This window comes from Archangium sp. (assembly GCF_036277355.1).
Classification (GTDB): domain Bacteria; phylum Myxococcota; class Myxococcia; order Myxococcales; family Myxococcaceae; genus Archangium.
The window spans coordinates 57,721-75,755 of record NZ_DASUNC010000170.1 but is presented as its reverse complement, the minus strand read 5'-3'; the positions used below and the strand labels follow the sequence as shown (position 1 = coordinate 75,755).

Genomic DNA, 18,035 nt, shown 5'->3' with positions numbered 1-18,035 from the left:
GACGAGCTGCCCCGCAGCCGCGCCCTGCACCCGCTGGAGTGGGTCCGGGTGGAAGTCCATGGGCCGCGGCCTCGCACGCACCTGATGACGGCCATGGAGCTGGCCCTGCTCGCCTCCACGCCGGACACCTCGCTCATCTGGCCGGCGGTGAGCCGCGTCAGCGAGTTGCACATGGTGTACGGCGCCGTGTCCTCCCTGACGACGGCACCGCTGTGGACAGGCGTGCCAGCCTCCGCCGCGCAGGGCGGCACGCTGGCGGGGGCGCGCACCGCGGCGGTGCGCCTGTTCGTGGGACGCATGTCCCTGGTGGCGGTACTGGCTGGGGTGGACACGTACCGGGACGAGCTGTCACGGACGCCCGAGGGACGGGCCTTCCTCGCGGTGCATGAGCTGGCCCTGGTGGCGCTGGCCGGCAGGGACATCCACAAGCTGGCCACCTCGGGCATCGGACGCGAGCTGGTGAACCGGGGCCGGCTGGCGTTGAGCGCGGCGGGCGCCCGGGCCTCGAGCGGACTGCGCGAGTCGGTGGAGTCCGCCCAGGCGCTGGTGAAGACGCTGGAGCGGATGCTCGCCGAGGGCAAGGCCGTTGCGACACCGGACGGACTGCGGCTCGCCCTGCCTGGCGGCGCCGAGGCCTTCAAGCAGGCCTTCTTCGCCATCCGCGGGGAGATGGCCGCTGCGCGGGCCCTGGGCGGCATTCGCGGCGCGGGGCTCGCGGCCCAGGAGGCCGAGAAGACACTGGAGGCGCTGAAACTGCTGGCGGCGGAGAGCCAGGAGATGGCGCTCGCCTACGGTGCGGTGGCGCGGCGCGCGGCGGCGCTGCCGGCCGACAAGGCCCAGGCCTACCTCGCCGCCGTGGAATCGCTGCGCTCCTCCGCGCGCGGTGCGGCGAAAGCGACACTACCGGGATTGCTGCACTACTCTGGAGCGCCAAGCCTGAAGGACCCGCTTGCCTTCCTGAAGGAGGCGGAGTGGCTCGTCAGTCACCCGGAACTGGAAGCCGAAGCAGTGGCAGAACTGGCGAGGAAAGCGCGTCGAAGCAGCGTGGACCTGGGGTGGTTGCGCTCGACGGGGCTGAACCTCGAGTCCCTCAACTTCATGGGCAGGAACGAGAAGACGGCTTGGAAACTGTTCCAGCAGGCGGCTGCGGAACCGTGGAACCTGGCAGTGCAACGGCGGGCGCGTGAGCAACTCCGAGGCATCACAGTGGAGATGCTGACAGAGCACAATGCTCAGAAGCTCTTCCCGGGCTTCCGGCTCACGGGGCGGCAGGTGCCATTGAAAGGGGGGCACGTCATCGACAATGAGATAACGGCGATGCTCGGCTTGCGGCTTCAACATGGAGTGGAAGCAAAGGGCTGGAACAAAGACAGGTGGCGCATGGCGCTTAACGCCTGGCTGTCCCGAGAGGGGGGCGCCACGCTCAACAAACGGCAGGAGGTGCTCGCCAAGCAACTCCAGCACCTGCTCGACCAACTCGCGGATGCGGCCAACGCACCTCGCGGCAAGCCGTTCCTCGTCGTTACCGACAAGCTGAGTGGACCGACCAAGGAAAAGCTAACAGACTTCCTACGAAATAACGCGCGAGGGACGCAGGTGATCGAGGTGGAGGAAGCTCGAATACTGGGAACGGCGAAGCAGTTGCGTGCGGCACTGAATCTGCCGGAGGACTTGTCTGGAGGTGCGCCATGAGCCGGTGGCCTCTCTGGGCGGTCCTGGCTTCAGGTGAGCCGGCATGGCTGGAGAGCCGTGCCTACGATGCATTGTGTTTGGAAAAAGGTGAGGAGGGCGACGAAGGGCCGCCCTTTGAGATGAGCCTTGGAAGTGGCCGCTACCACGCGCTCGTGGGGACAAACCCCATTGACGTAGGTGCCGAGATTCAAATCGCCAAGGAACTTTCGCTCGAATGTGATGAGCCCGTTTACTCGATTGAGCGCGCCAACGACCCCTGGACCGTCATGTCATGGAGGAAGGGCACTCCGGATGTCCTGGAGGAGGAGCCAGAATCCCTGGCGAAGTTCCTCGGGTGTCCGCTGCCAGGCCTCGAGAAACGTTCGAATTCACATCCAATCAAACCTCTGCGCAAAGCCGCATTGGTGGAAAGAGTCAGTGCACAGGAGGCGCACCGCGTTCTGGAGGAGGCCGACGACCCATTTCCTCCCGGACACTACCGGCTTGAGGACACGCCGCGAGGGCTCCTCATTTCCAGCAGCACCGGCAATATAGGGTTCGCCGACATCACCGTGTCGGAACGGATTCCCCACGCGACCGTGTACGCGGTGATGGCCTCGCCGGACCTGGACGAGTTTTTTGTGACCGTGAGGCGAGGGGGTGAGGGCATTGAAGAGTTCGCCCAGCCGCCTGATGAGTTTCCGCGGCTTCGGGTTGTTGGCGAAATCAAGGGAGAGCGTGCACCAGAGCGGATTCTCGCGGCGTTGGGTATTCCGGCGGAGTGGTTCCGGAATGAATGACGGGCGCCGGGGCGGCTTCTTGTTACCGAGCACGCTGGATGAGGGAAAAGAGGGCCAACATGGTGGAGGAGACGAAGCGACTGCGCTTGCCGCGCACCCTGACCAAGAGGTGGGCTCAGGAGGAGTGCGCCTGCAACCCTCCAGCCTGTCGGCCCATGCCGGGACTGGCCCAGGGAGAATGGGGATGAGACGACTCGGACCCGACGACTACCGCGACATGCCCTGGAAGAACGGGGGTGGGGTGACGCGCGAGCTGTGGAAGCTGCCACATCCCTCCGACCCGGCCCGCTTCCTGGCGCGCGTGTCGATCGCCACCGTGGGGGCCTCCGGGCCCTTCTCCGTGTTCCCGGGCGTGGATCGGACCCTGATGATCCTCGAGGGCGCGGGAGTGTCGCTGACCGTCGATGGGACGCGCGAGGTGGTGCTCGACCAGCGCCTGCGGCCGTTCGAGTTTCCGGGCGAGGCGGCAATCCAGTGCCGGTTGCTCGGCGGGCCGGTGCGGGACTTCAACCTCATGGTGGACCGGGCCCTGGCGCACGGTTCGCTCGAGGTGGTGCGGCTGGCCCCGGGGCAAACCCGGACGCTCTCGGGCACCGGGACCGTGTTGCTCCACGTCCTGGAGGGCCGGGCGACGCTCCCCGGAGAGCCGCTGGCCCGGGACGAGACGCTCTGGCTGGAGGAGCCCGGGCTGCTGATGCTGCGGAGCGACGAGGGAGCCACCGTGGCCGCCATCCACCTGGAACGGCGCCCGCCCGCTCCATGAGCGGACCTTCCGCTCCCCAGTCCGCCTGCTCACGGTGTTGCTGGCGGGAGCGCGGGGGGTGCGTTAGAGCCGCCCTCCAGCATGTCTTCTCCAGCCGCCGCTCCGTCCGTCTTCCGCCACCGCGACTTCCGCCTCTACCAGCTGGCACGCCTGTGCGCGGTGCTCGCCGTGCAGATCGAATCGGTGGCCATCGGCTGGCAGGTGTACGAGCTGACGGGCAGCGCCCTGGCCCTGGGCTACACGGGGCTGGCGCAGTTCCTGCCCTTCCTCGCCTTCAGCCTCATCGGCGGACAGGTGGCGGACCGCGTGGACCGGCGCCTCATCCTCGCGGTGTGCCAGGGCGTCATGCTGCTGTGCAGCCTGTTGCTGCTCACCTTCTCGCTGGGCCACATCCAGGACGTGCGCTTCGTCTACGGGGTGCTGGTGCTCTTCGGCACCGCGCGCGCCTTCTACTCGCCCGCGGGCTCGGCCATCACCGCCCACCTGGTGCCCACCGAGGACCTCTCGCGCGCCATCGCCGTCAACTCCACCACGTGGCAGGTGGCCACCATCGCCGGCCCCGCCGTGGGCGGTGTCCTCTACGCGTGGGCGGGCGCCACGGGCTCCTATATCGGCTCGGCCGCCCTGTGCGCGCTCACCGTGGTGTGGATCCTCTCCCTGAAGGTGAGGACGGGCCGCGCCTCCACCGAGGCGTTCTCCGTGTCCACGCTCCTGGCGGGGTTCCGCTTCGTGCGCCGGCAGCGGCTGTTGTTGGGCAGCATCACCCTGGACCTGTTCGCGGTGCTGCTGGGCGGAGCGGTGGCGCTGCTGCCCATGTACGCGAAAGACGTGCTGCACACCGGGCCGTGGGGCCTGGGGCTGCTGCGCAGTGCGTCGGCGGTGGGCGCGGCGCTCGTGGCGGTGGTGCTCGCCGTGCGTCCGCTGGGAGGCCGGGCCGGGTGGAAGATGTTCGTCTCGGTGGCTGTCTTCGGCGCGGCCACGCTCGTCTTCGGGGTGAGCCGCTCGTTGCCGCTGTCCGTGCTGGCGCTGGCGGTGGCGGGGGCCGCGGACATGGTGAGCGTGGTGGTGCGCAGCACGCTGGAGCTGATGGCCACGCCGGATGAGATGCGGGGCCGCGTGGGCGCGGTGAACATGATGTGCGTGGGCGCCTCCAACGAGCTGGGCGAGTTCCGCGCGGGAGCCTTCGCCGAGCACGTGGGCGCGGTGCCCGCGGTGGTTGCGGGTGCGGTGGGGACGCTGGTGGTGGTGGCGCTGTGGGCCTGGGCCTTCCCCGAGCTGCGGCGGGTGGACCACCTGGAGGACGCGGCCCGTCAGCCCCTGCCCGGGGACGCCGAGCCCGAGGCCGCGAGCAGTCCGTCGTGAGCCCGCGTCCGGGGCTCCGGGTCGCGCTGGGGCTCTCCGCGCTCATGCTGGTGCACCACTTCGTCCTGTGGGCGTGGACCGCGTTCCACCGGGGCTTTCCGTTGCTCCAGGGGCTCGAGCGCTGGGACTCGGCCCACTACGACACCCTCGTCACGCAGGGCTATGTCTCGCCGCTGTGGGCGTTCCTGCCGCTCTATCCCCTGGCGGTGGTGCGGCCCGTGTACGCGCTGCTCGGGGGCGCGGTGCCGCCGCAGGTTCTGGGGTGTGTGCTGTCCACGGCCCTGCTGCTGGCCTTCGTCGTCTGGGTGGGGCGGTGGGATGCGTCGCGGGAGACGGCGTCCCCGCTCGCGCCCCGCACCGTGTGGGGGTGGTTCTTCTTCCTCTTCAGCCCGGCCAGCTTCGCCCTGCACTCGCACCACACGGAGGCGCTGTTCCTGCTGCTGTCCTTCGGTGCGCTCGCCTCGGCCTGGACGGGCCGGTTCGGGTGGACGGCGCTGTTCGCGGGGCTGTGCGTGCTGACGCGCAACCAGGGCGTGTTCGTGGCGGTGGTGGCGGCCCTGCTGCTGGCGGAGCGGGCGGAGCCGGGACGGAAGCTCGTCCGGTTCGCGGGCCTCGGCGCCCTGTCGCTCGCGGCGTACGGCGGGTTGATGGTGTTCGAGTGGCTCTCCTCGGGAGACCCCCTCGCGCACCTGCATGCCCAGGAGAGTTGGAGCCATGCCGGCTCCGCGTGGGAAGCACTGCGCACGCTCTGGTACGGCAATCCCTGGCAGGTGGCGCGCGGGTGGCCGCTCCTGCGAGGCATCCTCTGCGCGCTGGTGCTGGTGGCCTCGGTGGCGTTGTTCCGCCGGAGCCGGCCGCTGTTCCTCTACGGGGTGCTGTCGGTGGCGGTGATGCTGCCGCAGGGCGACTTCCACAACGCGTTCCGCTTCGGCGCGGTGCTCTTCCCCATGTTGTTCTGGCTGGGTGATTGGGTGGCCTCCCGGCCGGCCCTGCTGCGCTGGACCGTGGCCCTCCTCACGCTGTGGCTCAACCACCGGGTGACGCACGGCTTCGTGATTGGCGTCTGGGCGTACTGACGCGAGCACGGGGACCCACGAATCTCCCGAAAGGTAGGGCAGGTGGCCCTACTTGAGAGGTTAGAAAAAGACTGGGCACTGTCAGGGGGAGATGTTACCTTTCGAGTCGTGGGCACGAGAGGGTTCGGGCTCACGGAACGCCCGGAGGGCGAGGAGGTCGTCTCAATGGCCGAGTCGGTGGGTGGTGACGTGTTGGGTCAGGTGCTGCAGGCCGTCCAGGGCCTGAGCGAGCAGGTGAAGGTCCTGAGTGGGCAGGTGACGGAGCTGCGCGCGGAGGTGAATGAGCTGCGCGGGGAGGTGAAGCAACTGCGCACGGAGGTGAATGAGCTGCGCGCGGAAGTGAAGGAACTGCGCGCTGAGGTGAAGGAGCTGCGAGACCGGATGGACCGGTTGGAAGCTCGGGTGGACAAGCTGGAAGGCCGGATGGACAAGCTGGAAGGCCGGATGGACCAGTTGGAAGGCCGGATGGGCCAGATGGAAGGCCGCATGGGCCAGATGGAAGGCCGGATGGGCCAGATGGAAGGCCGGATGGACCAGATGGAAGGCCGGATGGACAAGCAGTATGACTGGCTGCAACGTCTGGGGCTCGAGTTCACGGGCACGCGTGACGAGGCCAAACAGCTTCGTCAGGAGGTCCAGCAGTACCGTGAGGAGGTCCAGCAGGCTCGGAAGGACCTGGGCTCGGAAGTCGAGTCCGCCCGGACGGAACTGCAGCTCGGAATCCGGCAGATGCATGATCGGATCGACCGCAACAATGATGCGCTGCTCCTGATGATCTCCGGACTGCAACGGAACCTGAAGGCGCTCGAAGTGCGCTGAGACGGCGAGGGCGGCCCGGGCTGGCATAGAGTCGCGCCATGCCGCCCCGTGCTCCCCTCGTCCACATCCAGGACCACGCCCTGCCCGACGCGGACTTCTCCCGCCTGTGGCGCAAGATCCGCGCCCTCGGCACCGAGCGTCTCCGTCAGACGTACCAGACCACCTTCTGGTTCGACCTCGGCGAGCCCACCAACATCGTCGAGCAGGTCATCCTCTCCCTGCGTCCGCGCGTGCCCCTGCGCCGGGGCCTCGCGGGCGTCGAGTGGTGGTTCTCCCGCATGCGCACCACCGACGTGCAGGTGGACTTCCACCAGGACCGGGACGAGAAGCTCGCCCTGCGCGGCGGCCCGCTCGTCCACCCGCGCTTCACCTCCCTGCTCTTCATGAACAGCGTCCGCGGCGGTGCGCTCGCGGTGACCAAGGCCCTGCCCTGTGAGGACAACCCGTCCCTCGCTCCCGACACGGATGCCTTCGACCTGGCGGCGCCCCGGCCCAACCGCTTCGTCTACTTCCGGGGAGATCTCACCCACGGCGTGCTGGATGCCCACAACCAGATTCCCAACGGGAAGCTGCCGGGCACCTCGCGCCTGCGCGTGACGCTGGTGATGAACTGGTGGAGCCAGCGCCCCACCGGCATCCCCACCTTCTCCGAGTCGAAGGTGTACCGCTCGCTCGCGCTCCCCGCGCCCCGGCGGCCTACTTCCTCGGGTCGGACGCGATGAAGAAGACCGTGGCCGCGCCCACCACCAGCGCCGCGCCGCCCGCGTAGACCCACGGGCTCTCGTACCAGGCCTTCTGCTCGATGACCGAGAGCTGCAGCGGCGCCAGCGGGTTGGCCGCCCGCGCCACCGTGTTGCCCTGGCTGTCGAGCGCCTCGACGAAGTACCAGGCCGTGAAGGACGTCGCGCGGGGGGGCACGGGCAGCTCGCCCTCGCACGTGTCCTGCTGGCACACCATGGGCGTGGCGCGGTAGGGGCCTCCGGGGACGGGAGCGTGGCGCAGCAGCACCTCGTTGGCCCGGGCCCTCGGGTCCTTCAGGCTGGCGCGCACCAACTGCGGCCGGCCCGCGTCCTCGCGCGGCAGCACCTCCAGCTTCGGCCGGGCCGCGAGCGTCGCGCGTACCCGCTCCAGCAAGTCCTTCTGCTTCTGCGGGGCGTCGGGGGGAGGCCGCACCCAGGCGTCCAGCTCCAGGGCCTCGGTGGTGCGCTGCTCGGCGTTCACCGTGTCCTCGAGCAGCAGGTGGATGAAGCCGAGCTCCAGCAGGGCCTGGGCGCGCTCGGCGGCGGGCCGGTCCGGGTGGCCGAGGTAGCGCTGGTATTCGACGACGGCCTCCTCGTAGCGCAGGGCACCGGCGAGCTCGCGGGCACGGGCGAGGTCCGCCTGGGCCGCTCCGGGGGCGGGGGCCTGGGCGACGACGAGGGACGAGGCGGCGGCGAGGACGGGAAACGTGAGCGGAAGCACCGTCCCCGGAGCCTACCCGGGCCGCCGGGACTTGTCAGACCGGTGCGCTAGGAAAGCACCTGTCGTCACCGCGGAGAGCCGGGTCCGGGCGGGTCTCGGGCCCGGCTCTCGCACTTCCCTTACAGACCGCTGGGCCCCAGCATGCCCTCCAGGCCCTCGAAGGGCTTGGAGACCGTGGCGTGCAGGACAATGTCCTTCAGCTGCAGCTGCAGCGGCAGCTCCAGCGGATTGCCGAGGCCCGCGTCCGTCACCGTGTTGCTGACGATGACCCAGATGCGCACCTTGCCGATGGCGTTGCGCAGCGTGGGCGAATCGGTGTGCACCGGCGTGCTCGAGCCCGGCGCGAAGTCCTGCTGGGGCAGCAGCTCCTCGGCCGTGTCGTAGTACGAGGGCAGGGTGCTGTCGCTGTAGAACTTGGGCGCATCCGGCGTGGCGGTGCCGGTGAGGGACAGCCGCGCGGTGGACCTCAGCGTGAACGTCTTGGAGGGGTTGATGACCGTGAGGTCGGCGGAGATCTCCTTCACGTTGACGTCGAGGTTCTGCGTCTCCTCGGGCATGTCCACGGCCACCTCGACGTGGATGGCCTTGGCCACCGAGGTGATGGGGATGGCGACCGACTGGGGCGGCGTGTCCACGGCGAGCTCGGCGGAGCACGCGGTGAGCAGCAGCGGGCAGAGCAGGGCGAGCAGGGAGCGTTTCATCGGAAGGTCCAGGACAGGTCCAACGTGGGGAGGATGGGGAAGCGGCCTTCGTTGACGGGCACCAGCGGCTCGTTCACGTCCACGTAGGCGGCGCCGAGCGAGAAGCCGAAGTTCTCTCCCGCGTAGCGCAGGCCGGCCGCGCCGCGCAGGGGGAAGCCCTCCTGGAGGCGCACGCCGAACTCACCCACCACGGACCAGTTGCCCGCGAAGTTGACCACCAGCGCGCCCGTGGCCGTGGTGGTGGCCGTCTGGTAGCGCCAGTGCCGCACCTCGCCCTGCACCAGCACCGGGCCCAGCTGCAGGCCGTAGAGCGCGTAGGCGCTGGGGCCCTCGAAGTTGATTTCGAGGTTCTTCACCGCCTCCTGCTGCGAGGAGACGAAGTCCGAGAGAATCTGGCTGCCCAGGAACTTCGTGTAGCGCGCGCCGACGACGAAGCGGTGGGGCCCGGCTTCCAGGCCCCAGCGGATGCCCAGGTTGGGGGCGAGCGCGGCGTCGGCGAGGACGGAGGTGTCCAGCGCGAAGCCGAACGCCAGCGGTACCGCCGAGCGCTGCAGGCCGAGCACGGGCTTCTTGATGGCGGCGGCCTCGTCGGAGGCGAGCAGCCGCGCGTTGCCGGCATGGTTGAAGGCATGGGCCTGGGAGGAACCCAACAGGGTGCCCAGTGCCCCGAGGGCGAACCCGAGCAGGCCCGGGCGGGAGAAGGTAGTTCGAGGTGTCAACCCACTCGCTCCTGGAGAGGAAAGGGAGTCCCTGGTGTACCGCGCCCGCGCCTGCCCTGTCACACGCACTCCGCGTGCAGATGTGTGTCCTGGGAGACTCGCTCGCCTCCCCCAGGAGCGGCCATGGCACGAGGAGGACTTGCGGCCGGGCCCGGCGGGGCGTATTCGAGAAGATATATGGGTTCCCATACAAATCGGCGTGCGCGCCCGGGGACGCCTCCGGTGGAGACGGAGGACGTGCGGACGGTCATGGACGCCATCCGGCGCATCGTGCGCTTGTTGCGCGTGTCGGCCCGGGCGTCCGAGGGGCGGGTGGGCATCAGTGGCGCGCAGCTCTTCGTGCTGCAGCAGCTCGCCGAGGCGGGGCCCTGCTCCATCAACGCGCTGGCCGAGCGGACCTTGACGCACCAGAGCTCGGTGTCGGTGGTGGTGAGCCGGCTCATCGAGCGGGGGCTGGTGACGCGCCGGCCCTCGGAGGAGGACGGGCGGCGGGTGGAGGTGTCGCTCACGCCCGAGGGCCGGGAGCTGCTGCGCACGGCGCCGCCCATGGCCCAGGTGCAGCTCATCGCCGGGCTGCGCCAGTTGGAGCCCGCCCAGCGGGCCGCGCTCGCCGGGGGACTCTCCGCGCTGGTGCGAGGGCTCGGGCTGGATGGGGAAGCCGCGCCGCTCTTCTTCGAGGACGAGGCGCCCGCTCGGCGGCGCCAGGGGAAACGACAACATGAAGAAGCCTGATCTCATCTCGGTGTCCGAGGGCACCGGGGACAGGGAGTCCCTCCCGGTGGCGCCCTCCCTGGGGCCCACGCTGGAGAACGAGCCGCGCGCGCCGCTGTCCGCGCAGCCGGTGGACGGGCGGCTGGTGTTCATCAGCGCCCTGTGCATCCTGCTGGCCGTGGCCGCGGGGCTGGTGGCGCAGGTGCTTGGGAGGCTCATCGCGTTCATCACCAACCTGGCCTTCTTCGGGCGGCTGTCCTTCCACGAGGTGTCTCCGGCGGACAACACGCTGGGGCCGTGGGTGCTCGTCATTCCGGTGGTGGGCGCGCTGGTGGTGGGGGTGATGGCGCGCTACGGCTCCAAGGCCATCCGGGGCCACGGCATCCCCGAGGCCATGGAGCAGGTGCTGCTCAACCGCAGCCGGATTCCGCCGCGCATCACCTTCCTCAAGCCGGTGTCGGCGGCGGTGTCCATCGGCACGGGCGGGCCGTTCGGCGCCGAGGGCCCCATCATCGCCACGGGCGGGGCGCTGGGCTCGCTGCTGGGACAGGTGCTGAAGGTGACGGCGGACGAGCGCAAGGTGCTGCTGGCGGCGGGCGCGGGAGCGGGCATGGCGGCCACCTTCGGCGCGCCCGTGTCCGCGGTGCTGCTGGCCATCGAGCTGCTGCTCTTCGAGTTCCGCCCGCGCTCGGTCATCCCGGTGGCGCTGGCCACGAGCACGGCCACGGCGGTGCGCATGGCCTTCGTGGGAGGCGCACCGGCCTTCGCCATGCCGGACGTGGCGGCGCCGGGCGGGGGCGCGCTGGCCTTCTACATCGGCATGGGGGCGCTCGTCGGCGTGGCGTCGGTGGTGGCCACGCGGGTCGTCTACCGCATCGAGGACGCCTTCGAGAAGCTGCCCCTGCATTGGATGTGGTGGCCGGCGCTCGGGGCGCTCGCCGTGGGCGCGGTGGGCTGGTTCGAGCCGCGCACCCTGGGCGTGGGGTACTCCAACATCGAGGACATCATCTCCGGCCGCCTGGTGAGCACGGCGGCGCTCGTCTTCTGCCTGTTGAAATTCACCTCCTGGTCCATCGCGCTGGGCAGCGGCACCTCGGGCGGAACGCTGGCGCCGCTCTTCACCATCGGCGGCGGGGTGGGCTCGGCGCTGGGGGCGCTGGCGGTGTGGGGGGGGCCGGGGCTGGGCGTGGACGTGCGCATCGCGGCGCTGGTGGGCATGGCGGCCATGTTCGCCGGGGCCTCGCGTGCACTGCTGACCTCGGTGGTGTTCGCCTTCGAGACGACGCGCCAGCCCATGGGCCTGTTGCCGCTGCTGGGCGGCTGTGCGGCGGCGTACCTCGTCTCGTCGCTGCTCATGCGCCACTCCATCATGACGGAGAAGCTGGCGCGGCGCGGGGCGCGGGTGCCCATGGAGTACGAGGCGGACGTGCTCGCCAACACGCTGGTGGCGGCGCACGGGCTGCGGCCGGTGGTGACGCTCGTGGCCGAGGACACCGTGGCCCAGGCGCGGACGTGGCTGGCCGAGGGGGGCGCGGGCACCCGGCACCAGGGCTTCCCGGTGGTGGACGGCGTGGGGCGGCTGGTGGGCGTCGTCACCCGGCGCGAGCTGCTGGAGGGCGAGGGGGTGGCGGGCCGGCGCGTGCGGGAGCTCATCCGCAAGCCGCCGGCGGTCGTCTTCGAGGACAGCACCCTGCGCGAGGCGGCGGACCACATGGTGCGCGAGGACGTGGGCCGGCTGCCGGTGGTGAAGCGCGGGGAGCCGTGGAAGGTGGTGGGCATCCTCACGCGGAGCGATCTGCTGGCCGCGCACCGCCGCCGGCTGGAGGAGGCGCATCAGCACGAGCAGGGCATTGGAGGCGGCCCGCGGCCCGGGGTCCCTACTCCGGCATGAGGGCAGTCATGGACACGGAGCACGCGCGGGTCCTCGAGCTGCTCAAGCGCCATGGGTGGAACGCCACGTCCTTCCAGGTGCTGGAGCCGGGGTACTCGTACTGGTTCGACGGGGACGACGCGTGCGTGGCGTACGTGGACACGGGCGGGGCGTGGGTGGTGGCGGGTGCTCCCATCGCTCCGCCCGAGCGCCTGGGCGAGGTGGCCCGGCGCTTCGAGGCGCACGCGGCCGCGGCGGGCCGGCGGCTGTGCTTCTTCGCCACCGAGCAGCGCATGCTGGACGCGGCCCCGTTGAAGGGGCTGACCATCGGCGAGCAGCCGGTGTGGGACCCGAGGCGGTGGGAGCTGAGCGTGCGCGAGAGCCGGAGCCTGCGCGAGCAGCTGCGCCGGGCGCGGGCCAAGGGCGTGCGGGTGCGTGAGGTGACGCCCTCCGAGCTGAAGGACGTGGCGCACCCGGTGCGGGCGGGGGTGGACGGGCTGATGGAGCGCTGGCTGAGGGCGCGGCGGATGGCGCCCATGGGCTTCCTGGTGCAGCTCTCCCCGTTCGCCTGGACCGAGGAGCGGCGCTCCTTCGTGGCGGAGCGGGACGGGGAGGTGGTGGCCTTCCTGTCGGCGGTGCCGGTGTACGCGCGCAATGGCTGGCTGGTGCAGCACCTGCTGCGGGACGCGCGGGCGCCCAACGGCACCGCGGAGCTGCTGGTGGACGCGGTGATGCGCGCGGCGGCGGCGGAGGGGCGCGGCTACGTGACGCTGGGGCTCGCGCCCCTGGCGGGCGAGGTGGACGGCTGGCTGCGCGCGGCCCGCGTGGTGGGCATGCCCCTCTATGACTTCGAGGGCCTGCGCGCCTTCAAGGCCCGGCTGCGCCCGCATGCGTGGCACCGCATCCACCTGGCCTGGCCCTCGCGGCATGCCTCGCCGCTGCCGCTGTATGACGCGCTGACGGCCTTCGCCCGGGGGAGCCTCACGCGCTTCGGCGTGGCCACGCTGCTGCGCCGGCCCCTGCTGCTCGTGTGGCTGCTCGCGGTGCTGCTGGTGCCCTGGACGGTGCTGCTCGCGCTGCCGGTCAATGCCCACCGCTTCCCCTCGCCGCTCGTGCAGTGGGGCTGGGTGCTCTTCGACGTGGGGCTGACGGTGGGGCTCTTCTCCCTCATCCGCCGCTGGCGCTCCGGGCTCGCCCTGCTGCTGGCTTCCCTCATCACCGGAGATGCCTGCCTCACCTTCCTGGAGGCGCTCCTCTACAACCTCCCTCGCGCGCGAGGGCTCGGCGACTGGCTCGTCATGGGCGTGGCCGTGCTGGCTCCCGCCACGGCGGCGGTGCTGCTCTTCTGGGCCCGGAGGCACCCGACGCTGGAGCCGGCCTGAGAAGGTGGCAGGCGCCGGGAGGTGTCAGTCCTCGGGGGGCACGGTGGTGGGCGCGGACGCGAGGAACACTTCCCGGCCCTGGACGCGCTCCACGCGGTGGAAGTGCACCATGTAGTCCCGGCGGGCGGGCGAGCCCTGTCCCAGCTCGAAGTGGGTGTCGCCGACGTTCGACACCGTCCCGAGCTTCCGCCCATACCTGTCCTTCACCGTCATTCCCTCGTGGATGTCGCCGGGGTCGATCATCTTGGTCCTCTGTCCGCGTGTGTCCGTGGTCCCTTGAGATGAACACTCCCAACGGTCCTGGCCCGTGGTTCCCACCGCCTCCTGGAGGAAGCGCCGTGCTCCCTGGTGGGGGAGGGCGCGGGCGGCCAGCCCACCGGGTCACGCCCGGGCCCGCCACCTACCTTCTCTCCCGAGGGCTCATGACGCACGGGGAGACGCGCATGGCGGAGGCCCAGGCCCAGAGACTGGCTTCACTCAAGATCGACCGCACGGCCCACCCACGGCGGAAGCTCCTGCGCCGCTGGCCGCTATGGGTGGGGCTGGCCGTGGTGCTCGCCCTCGTGGTGGGGATGGCGGTGGTGGGCCGGGCCCCCAGCGTGCGCGTGGCCGAAGTGCGCGAGGCCCGTCCCGGCGAGCAGCAGACCGAGCTGTCCGCCGCTGGCTATGTGTCCTCGCGCCGCCGCTCCGTCATCGCGCCGCAGGTGGCGGGGCGGTTGGTGGAGGTGGCGGTGGACGAGGGCGACGCGGTGGAGAAGGGACAGGTGCTCGCCCGCCTGGATGACCGGGATGCGCGGGTGATGGCGGCCCGGAGCCGTGCGGAGTTGCAGGCCGCCAGCCAGCGGCTCGCCGCCGCGAGGGCCACGGCGATACGGGCCCGCAGTGACCTGGCGCGGGCGGAGCAGTTGGCGAAGGCCCAGGTCGTCACCCGGGCGAGCCTGGAGGAAGCACAGGCGCTCGCGAGTGCGTCATCCGCCGAGGAGCAGGCGGCGATGGCCCAACTGGAGGCGGCGCGGGAGGCGGTGCGGGCCGCGGAGCTGCAGCTGTCCCATACGGTGGTGCGAGCGCCCTTCGCGGGGACGGTGGTGCGCAAGCTGGCGGACGAGGGAGCGGTGCTCGCGCCCGCCGCGCTCCAGCAGGAGAACATCGGCGGCATCGTGGAGTTGGTGGACCTGGGGGCGCTCGAGGTGGAGGCCGAGGTCAGCGAGGAGCAGCTGCCGCGCATCGAGGTGGGGCAGCCGGCGCTCGTCTTCCTGGATGCGTACCCGGACCAGTCGTTCGTCGCGAAGGTGCGCTCGGTGCGGCCGGCCATCGACCGCTCCAAGGCGACGGCGGACGTGAACGTGGCGTTCGAGGAGATTCCCCCGGGGGTGCTGCCGGACATGGGGGCGCGGGTGGCCTTCCTGAAGGAGGAGGTGTCGCGGGCGGCGCTCGCGAAGCAGGGCACGGCGCTGCGGGTGCCGGCGTCGGCGGTGGTGCAGAACGGTGGGGAGTCCGTGGTGTGGGTGGTGCAGGACGGGAAGGTGAAGCGCCAGCCGGTGAAGGTGGCGGAGAAGGTGGGGGACGAGGTGGCGCTGGCCCAGGGGCCGGCGCCGGGGACGCAGGTGGTGGTGTCGCCGAGTGGCTCGCTGCGTCCGGGACGCAAGGTGAAGGTGCGGACGGAGGGCGGATGAGCACCGCGCCGGGACAAGAAGCGAAGTCTCCCCTCATCCGGCTGCGGGGGGTGTCCAAGGCCTACCGGCGGGGCGACATCGTCGTGCCCGTGCTGGAGAACGTGGACCTGGACATCGAGGCGGGGACCTTCGAGGCCTTCATGGGCCCCTCGGGCTCGGGCAAGTCCACGCTGCTCAACCTCATCTCGGGGTTGGACCGGCCCACCACGGGGGTGGTGGAGGTGGGAGGGCAGGACCTGGCGCGGATGAACGACAAGGAGCTGTCGGACTGGCGCGCGGGCCACGTGGGCTTCGTCTTCCAGCTGTACAACCTGCTGCCGGTGCTCACGGCGGCGGAGAACGTGGAGCTGCCCCTGCTGCTCACCCCGCTCTCGCGCGCCGAGCGCCGGGAGCACGTGGCGGCCGCGCTGGAGGTGGTGGGCCTGGGGCACCGCATGGGGCACCGGCCGCCGCAGCTGTCCGGAGGCGAGCAGCAGCGGGTGGCGATCGCCCGGGCCATCGTCACGGATCCGGACCTGCTCATCGCGGACGAGCCCACGGGAGACCTGGACCGCAAGTCGGCCGAGCAGGTGTTGGACCTCTTCGAGGTGCTGCACCACGAGCTGCACAAGACGCTCGTCATGGTGACGCATGATCCGCACGCGGCCGAGCGCGCGGACCTGGTGCGGCACCTGGAGAAGGGGCTGCTGCAATGACGTTCGGGCGGCTCGTGTGGAAGGATCTGCTGCGCAACCCGTTGAGGCTGGCGCTCACGGTGCTGGCGGGAGCGGTGGGGGTGATGGCCTTCATCTTCCTGCGCACGGTGGTGGACCTCTTCTATTCGAGCGCGGAGTCGGCGCAGGCGGACCGGCTCTTCACGCGCGCCAAGGCCTCCATCACGGCGGACCTGCCGCTGTCGTACCTGCCGCGCATCTCCACGGTGCCGGGGGTGGACGACATCACCTTCTACGGCTTCTTCGGCGGGCGGTATGGCGAGTCCCAGCGCGACTTCTTCGGCTCGGCCTTCGTGGATCCGCCGTCCTTCATGCGCGTCTTCGACGAGCTCGTCGTGGCTCCGCAGCAGGTGGCGGCCTTCGAGGCGGACCCGTGTGGCGCACTGATCGGCAAGGACCTGGCGAAGCGCTACGGGTGGAAGCCGGGGAGCCGGGTGACACTGAAGGGCACCATCTACCCGGGCGAGTGGACCTTCAACGTGCGCGGCATCTACGACGTGCGGACGGGGACGCTGGATACGAACTCACTCTTCTTTCCCTTCCGCTGCCTCAACGAGAAGCTGCCGGACGAGCGCAAGGACCGGGTGGGGGCCTTCATGATCCGGGTGGAGGACCCATCGCGCTCGGCGGCGGTGTCCTCGGCGGTGGATGCGATGTTCGCCAACAGCCCCTACCCGACGCGCACGGAGAGCGAGCGCGCGGCCACGCTGGGCTTCATCTCCATGCTGTCGGCCATCATCACCGCGGTGCAGGTGGTGGCCACCGTCATCCTGCTCATCATCCTGCTCGTCATCGGCAACACGCTGGCCATGAGCGTGCGCGAGCGCACGAGGGACCTGTCCACGCTACGGGCCATGGGGTTCAAGAGAGGGCGGGTGATGATGCTCGTGCTCTTCGAGTCGCTGGCGATCGGCCTGGCGTCGGGGGGATTGGGGGTGCTCATCGCGCCGCCGCTCGTGCGGGGTTTCGTCGCGGTGGTGGGCTCGCAGATGGGCGGGCTTCCGGCGGACTTCATGCGGGAGAGCACGCTGGTGCTCGGGGCGCTGGCGGCGGTGGGGGTGTCGCTGCTGGCCGGAATCATCCCGGCGTTGCGCGCGGTGCGCATTCCCGTGGCCGAGGGGCTGAGGAAGGTGGCCTGAGCGATGATTCCCCTCTACTACAACACGCGCAGCCTCTGGGCGCGGCGGGTGTCCACGGGGCTCACCGTGCTGGGCCTGGGGCTCGTCGTCTTCGTCTTCTCCGCGGTGTTGATGCTGGCCAACGGCATCGAATCCGCACTGGCCTCGGGGGGAGACCCGCGCAACGTCATCCTCCTGGCCGAGGGCGCCACCAGCGAGCTGATGAGCAACGTGGAGCGGGACGCGCTGCGCGCCCTGGGCAGCGCCCCACAGGTGGCCTCCTCGGCGGAGGGGGAGCCGCTGGTGGCCGGCGAGCTGGTGGTGCCGGTGCTGCTGCCGCGAGGGGATGGCCAGGAGTCGAACATCAACGCGCGGGGCATCGGCCCGGAGAGCTTCGCCATCCGGCCCACGGTGCGGCTCGTCGCGGGCCGGGCGCCGCGGATGGGCACCAACGAGATCGCCCTGGGCGAGGCGCTGGTGGGCCGCTCGCCGGGAGCGCACCTGGGAGGGGAGCTGGTGTTCGCCGAGGAGCGCTGGCCGGTGGTGGGGGTGTTCACCGCCGAGGGCGGGGCCTACGAGTCCGAGCTGTGGGTGGACGTGAACCGGCTGGGGCCGGCGTTCGACCGGCCGGGGCTGAGCGCGGTGGTGGTGCGCACGAGCTCGGAGCAGGCGCGCGATGCGTTCATCAAGAACGTGAAGGATGATCCGCGCTTCACGCTCGAGGCGAAATCGGAGCCCGAGTACTGGGCGGAGCAGGCGACGTGGCTGGCCACGTTCATCCGGGTGCTGGGGCTGTTCGTGTCCTTCATCTTCAGCGTGGGCGCGGTGCTGGGGGCGATGATCACCATGTACGCGCAGGTGGCGGCGCGCATCGGCGAGCTGGGGCTGCTGCGAGCGGTGGGCTACCGGCGCCGGAGCGTGCTGGCGAGCATCCTCATCGAATCCGCGGTGCTGGGCGCGGCGGGAGGGGTGCTGGGGGCGCTGGGGGCACTGGCCACGCGGTGGATGGAGATAAGGACGCTCAACTTCCAGACGTTCGCGGAGGTGCGCTTCGGCTTCACGCCGACACCGGGCATCGTGGTGGCGGCGCTCGTCTTCGGGACGTTGATGGGGACCCTGGGCGGACTGCTGCCCGCCCTGCGGGCCTCACGGCTGTCGATCCTGGATGCGTTGAGGGCGTGAGCCCGCGCCACCGC

The 18,035-nt window shown here is 70.8% G+C and carries 18 protein-coding genes; 14 read left to right on the top strand and 4 right to left on the bottom strand.

The features are described from left to right. The 7 genes from VFZ09_RS42110 to VFZ09_RS42080 form a co-directional block, all read left to right on the top strand. The coding region (locus VFZ09_RS42110) for a hypothetical protein (RefSeq protein WP_329733451.1) at positions 1-1,692 on the top strand (1,692 nt) is incomplete at its 5' end. After that, a complete protein-coding gene (locus VFZ09_RS42105) occupies positions 1,689-2,471 on the top strand; it encodes a hypothetical protein (RefSeq protein ID WP_329733450.1) in 783 nt (260 codons plus the stop codon). The genes VFZ09_RS42110 and VFZ09_RS42105, both read left to right, overlap by 4 nt. Before the next feature lie 184 nt (positions 2,472-2,655). Continuing rightward, positions 2,656-3,234, top strand: coding sequence for a HutD family protein (locus tag VFZ09_RS42100; RefSeq protein ID WP_329733449.1), 579 nt, complete (start codon positions 2,656-2,658; stop codon positions 3,232-3,234). A gap of 81 nt (positions 3,235-3,315) precedes the next feature. Then, complete coding sequence (locus VFZ09_RS42095) at positions 3,316-4,596, top strand: MFS transporter (protein ID WP_329733448.1); 1,281 nt, start codon at positions 3,316-3,318, stop codon at positions 4,594-4,596. Continuing rightward, the gene (locus tag VFZ09_RS42090; RefSeq protein ID WP_329733447.1) at positions 4,593-5,672 is read left to right on the top strand and encodes a mannosyltransferase family protein; all 1,080 of its coding nucleotides are present in this window, start codon (positions 4,593-4,595) and stop codon (positions 5,670-5,672) included. The genes VFZ09_RS42095 and VFZ09_RS42090 overlap by 4 nt, the downstream gene beginning before the upstream one ends. Before the next feature lie 165 nt (positions 5,673-5,837). Next, a complete protein-coding gene (locus tag VFZ09_RS42085) occupies positions 5,838-6,491 on the top strand; it encodes a hypothetical protein (RefSeq protein ID WP_329733446.1) in 654 nt (217 codons plus the stop codon). A 38-nt stretch (positions 6,492-6,529) separates the two neighbouring features. Then, positions 6,530-7,213: a hypothetical protein gene (locus VFZ09_RS42080; protein WP_329733445.1), complete on the top strand. Its 684-nt coding sequence runs from the start codon at positions 6,530-6,532 to the stop codon at positions 7,211-7,213. Here the strand turns inward: VFZ09_RS42080 and VFZ09_RS42075 are convergent. The 3 genes from VFZ09_RS42075 to VFZ09_RS42065 all read right to left on the bottom strand — a co-directional run bounded on the left by VFZ09_RS42075 (position 7,188) and on the right by VFZ09_RS42065 (position 9,372). Beyond that, complete coding sequence (locus tag VFZ09_RS42075; RefSeq protein ID WP_329733444.1) at positions 7,188-7,952, bottom strand: hypothetical protein; 765 nt, start codon at positions 7,950-7,952, stop codon at positions 7,188-7,190. The two genes, VFZ09_RS42080 and VFZ09_RS42075, sit on opposite strands and share 26 nt — an antisense overlap. A 119-nt stretch (positions 7,953-8,071) precedes the next feature. Further along, a complete protein-coding gene (locus VFZ09_RS42070) occupies positions 8,072-8,653 on the bottom strand; it encodes a hypothetical protein (protein WP_329733443.1) in 582 nt (193 codons plus the stop codon). Continuing rightward, on the bottom strand, positions 8,650-9,372 hold the full coding sequence (locus VFZ09_RS42065) for a hypothetical protein (RefSeq protein WP_329733442.1): 723 nt from the start codon (positions 9,370-9,372) through the stop codon (positions 8,650-8,652). The genes VFZ09_RS42070 and VFZ09_RS42065 overlap by 4 nt, the downstream gene beginning before the upstream one ends. 237 nt (positions 9,373-9,609) lie before the next feature. Here VFZ09_RS42065 and VFZ09_RS42060 point away from each other — a divergent pair, with 237 nt between their 5' ends. From VFZ09_RS42060 to VFZ09_RS42050, 3 genes are read left to right on the top strand one after another with little or no spacing between them, the layout of a single operon-like run. Beyond that, positions 9,610-10,104, top strand: coding sequence for a MarR family winged helix-turn-helix transcriptional regulator (locus tag VFZ09_RS42060; RefSeq protein WP_329733441.1), 495 nt, complete (start codon positions 9,610-9,612; stop codon positions 10,102-10,104). Then, positions 10,091-11,974, top strand: a complete 1,884-nt coding sequence (locus tag VFZ09_RS42055; RefSeq protein ID WP_329733440.1) for a chloride channel protein — start codon at positions 10,091-10,093, stop codon at positions 11,972-11,974. The genes VFZ09_RS42060 and VFZ09_RS42055 overlap by 14 nt, the downstream gene beginning before the upstream one ends. Before the next feature lie 8 nt (positions 11,975-11,982). Beyond that, positions 11,983-13,335, top strand: a complete 1,353-nt coding sequence (locus VFZ09_RS42050) for a DUF2156 domain-containing protein (RefSeq protein WP_329733439.1) — start codon at positions 11,983-11,985, stop codon at positions 13,333-13,335. 24 nt (positions 13,336-13,359) lie between these two features. Here VFZ09_RS42050 and VFZ09_RS42045 read toward each other — a convergent pair whose 3' ends face one another. After that, positions 13,360-13,578: a DUF2171 domain-containing protein gene (locus VFZ09_RS42045; RefSeq protein ID WP_329733438.1), complete on the bottom strand. Its 219-nt coding sequence runs from the start codon at positions 13,576-13,578 to the stop codon at positions 13,360-13,362. Between the two features lie 179 nt (positions 13,579-13,757). On the opposite strand from VFZ09_RS42045, the gene VFZ09_RS42040 reads away from it, so the two are divergent. From VFZ09_RS42040 to VFZ09_RS42025, 4 genes are read left to right on the top strand one after another with little or no spacing between them, the layout of a single operon-like run. Then, the gene (locus VFZ09_RS42040; protein ID WP_329733437.1) at positions 13,758-15,008 is read left to right on the top strand and encodes an efflux RND transporter periplasmic adaptor subunit; all 1,251 of its coding nucleotides are present in this window, start codon (positions 13,758-13,760) and stop codon (positions 15,006-15,008) included. Next, complete coding sequence (locus VFZ09_RS42035; protein ID WP_329733436.1) at positions 15,005-15,703, top strand: ABC transporter ATP-binding protein; 699 nt, start codon at positions 15,005-15,007, stop codon at positions 15,701-15,703. The genes VFZ09_RS42040 and VFZ09_RS42035 overlap by 4 nt, the downstream gene beginning before the upstream one ends. Beyond that, positions 15,700-16,860: an ABC transporter permease gene (locus VFZ09_RS42030; protein WP_329733435.1), complete on the top strand. Its 1,161-nt coding sequence runs from the start codon at positions 15,700-15,702 to the stop codon at positions 16,858-16,860. Before VFZ09_RS42035 ends, VFZ09_RS42030 begins: the two co-directional genes overlap by 4 nt. 3 nt (positions 16,861-16,863) lie before the next feature. Continuing rightward, positions 16,864-18,021: an ABC transporter permease gene (locus tag VFZ09_RS42025; protein ID WP_329733434.1), complete on the top strand. Its 1,158-nt coding sequence runs from the start codon at positions 16,864-16,866 to the stop codon at positions 18,019-18,021. Positions 18,022-18,035: the final 14 nt, after the last annotated feature.

What these genes read in the sequence shown, in the direction of transcription:
- VFZ09_RS42105 (WP_329733450.1), top strand. Translation starts at nt 1,689, where the DNA reads ATGAGCCGGTGGCCTCTCTGGGCGGTCCTGGCTTCAGGTGAGCCGGCA.
- VFZ09_RS42100 (WP_329733449.1), top strand. Translation starts at nt 2,656, where the DNA reads ATGAGACGACTCGGACCCGACGACTACCGCGACATGCCCTGGAAGAAC.
- VFZ09_RS42095 (WP_329733448.1), top strand. Translation starts at nt 3,316, where the DNA reads ATGTCTTCTCCAGCCGCCGCTCCGTCCGTCTTCCGCCACCGCGACTTC.
- VFZ09_RS42085 (WP_329733446.1), top strand. Translation starts at nt 5,838, where the DNA reads ATGGCCGAGTCGGTGGGTGGTGACGTGTTGGGTCAGGTGCTGCAGGCC.
- VFZ09_RS42080 (WP_329733445.1), top strand. Translation starts at nt 6,530, where the DNA reads ATGCCGCCCCGTGCTCCCCTCGTCCACATCCAGGACCACGCCCTGCCC.
- VFZ09_RS42070 (WP_329733443.1), bottom strand. Translation starts at nt 8,653, where the DNA reads ATGAAACGCTCCCTGCTCGCCCTGCTCTGCCCGCTGCTGCTCACCGCG.
- VFZ09_RS42055 (WP_329733440.1), top strand. Translation starts at nt 10,091, where the DNA reads ATGAAGAAGCCTGATCTCATCTCGGTGTCCGAGGGCACCGGGGACAGG.
- VFZ09_RS42050 (WP_329733439.1), top strand. Translation starts at nt 11,983, where the DNA reads ATGGACACGGAGCACGCGCGGGTCCTCGAGCTGCTCAAGCGCCATGGG.
- VFZ09_RS42045 (WP_329733438.1), bottom strand. Translation starts at nt 13,578, where the DNA reads ATGATCGACCCCGGCGACATCCACGAGGGAATGACGGTGAAGGACAGG.
- VFZ09_RS42040 (WP_329733437.1), top strand. Translation starts at nt 13,758, where the DNA reads ATGACGCACGGGGAGACGCGCATGGCGGAGGCCCAGGCCCAGAGACTG.
- VFZ09_RS42035 (WP_329733436.1), top strand. Translation starts at nt 15,005, where the DNA reads ATGAGCACCGCGCCGGGACAAGAAGCGAAGTCTCCCCTCATCCGGCTG.
- VFZ09_RS42030 (WP_329733435.1), top strand. Translation starts at nt 15,700, where the DNA reads ATGACGTTCGGGCGGCTCGTGTGGAAGGATCTGCTGCGCAACCCGTTG.
- VFZ09_RS42025 (WP_329733434.1), top strand. Translation starts at nt 16,864, where the DNA reads ATGATTCCCCTCTACTACAACACGCGCAGCCTCTGGGCGCGGCGGGTG.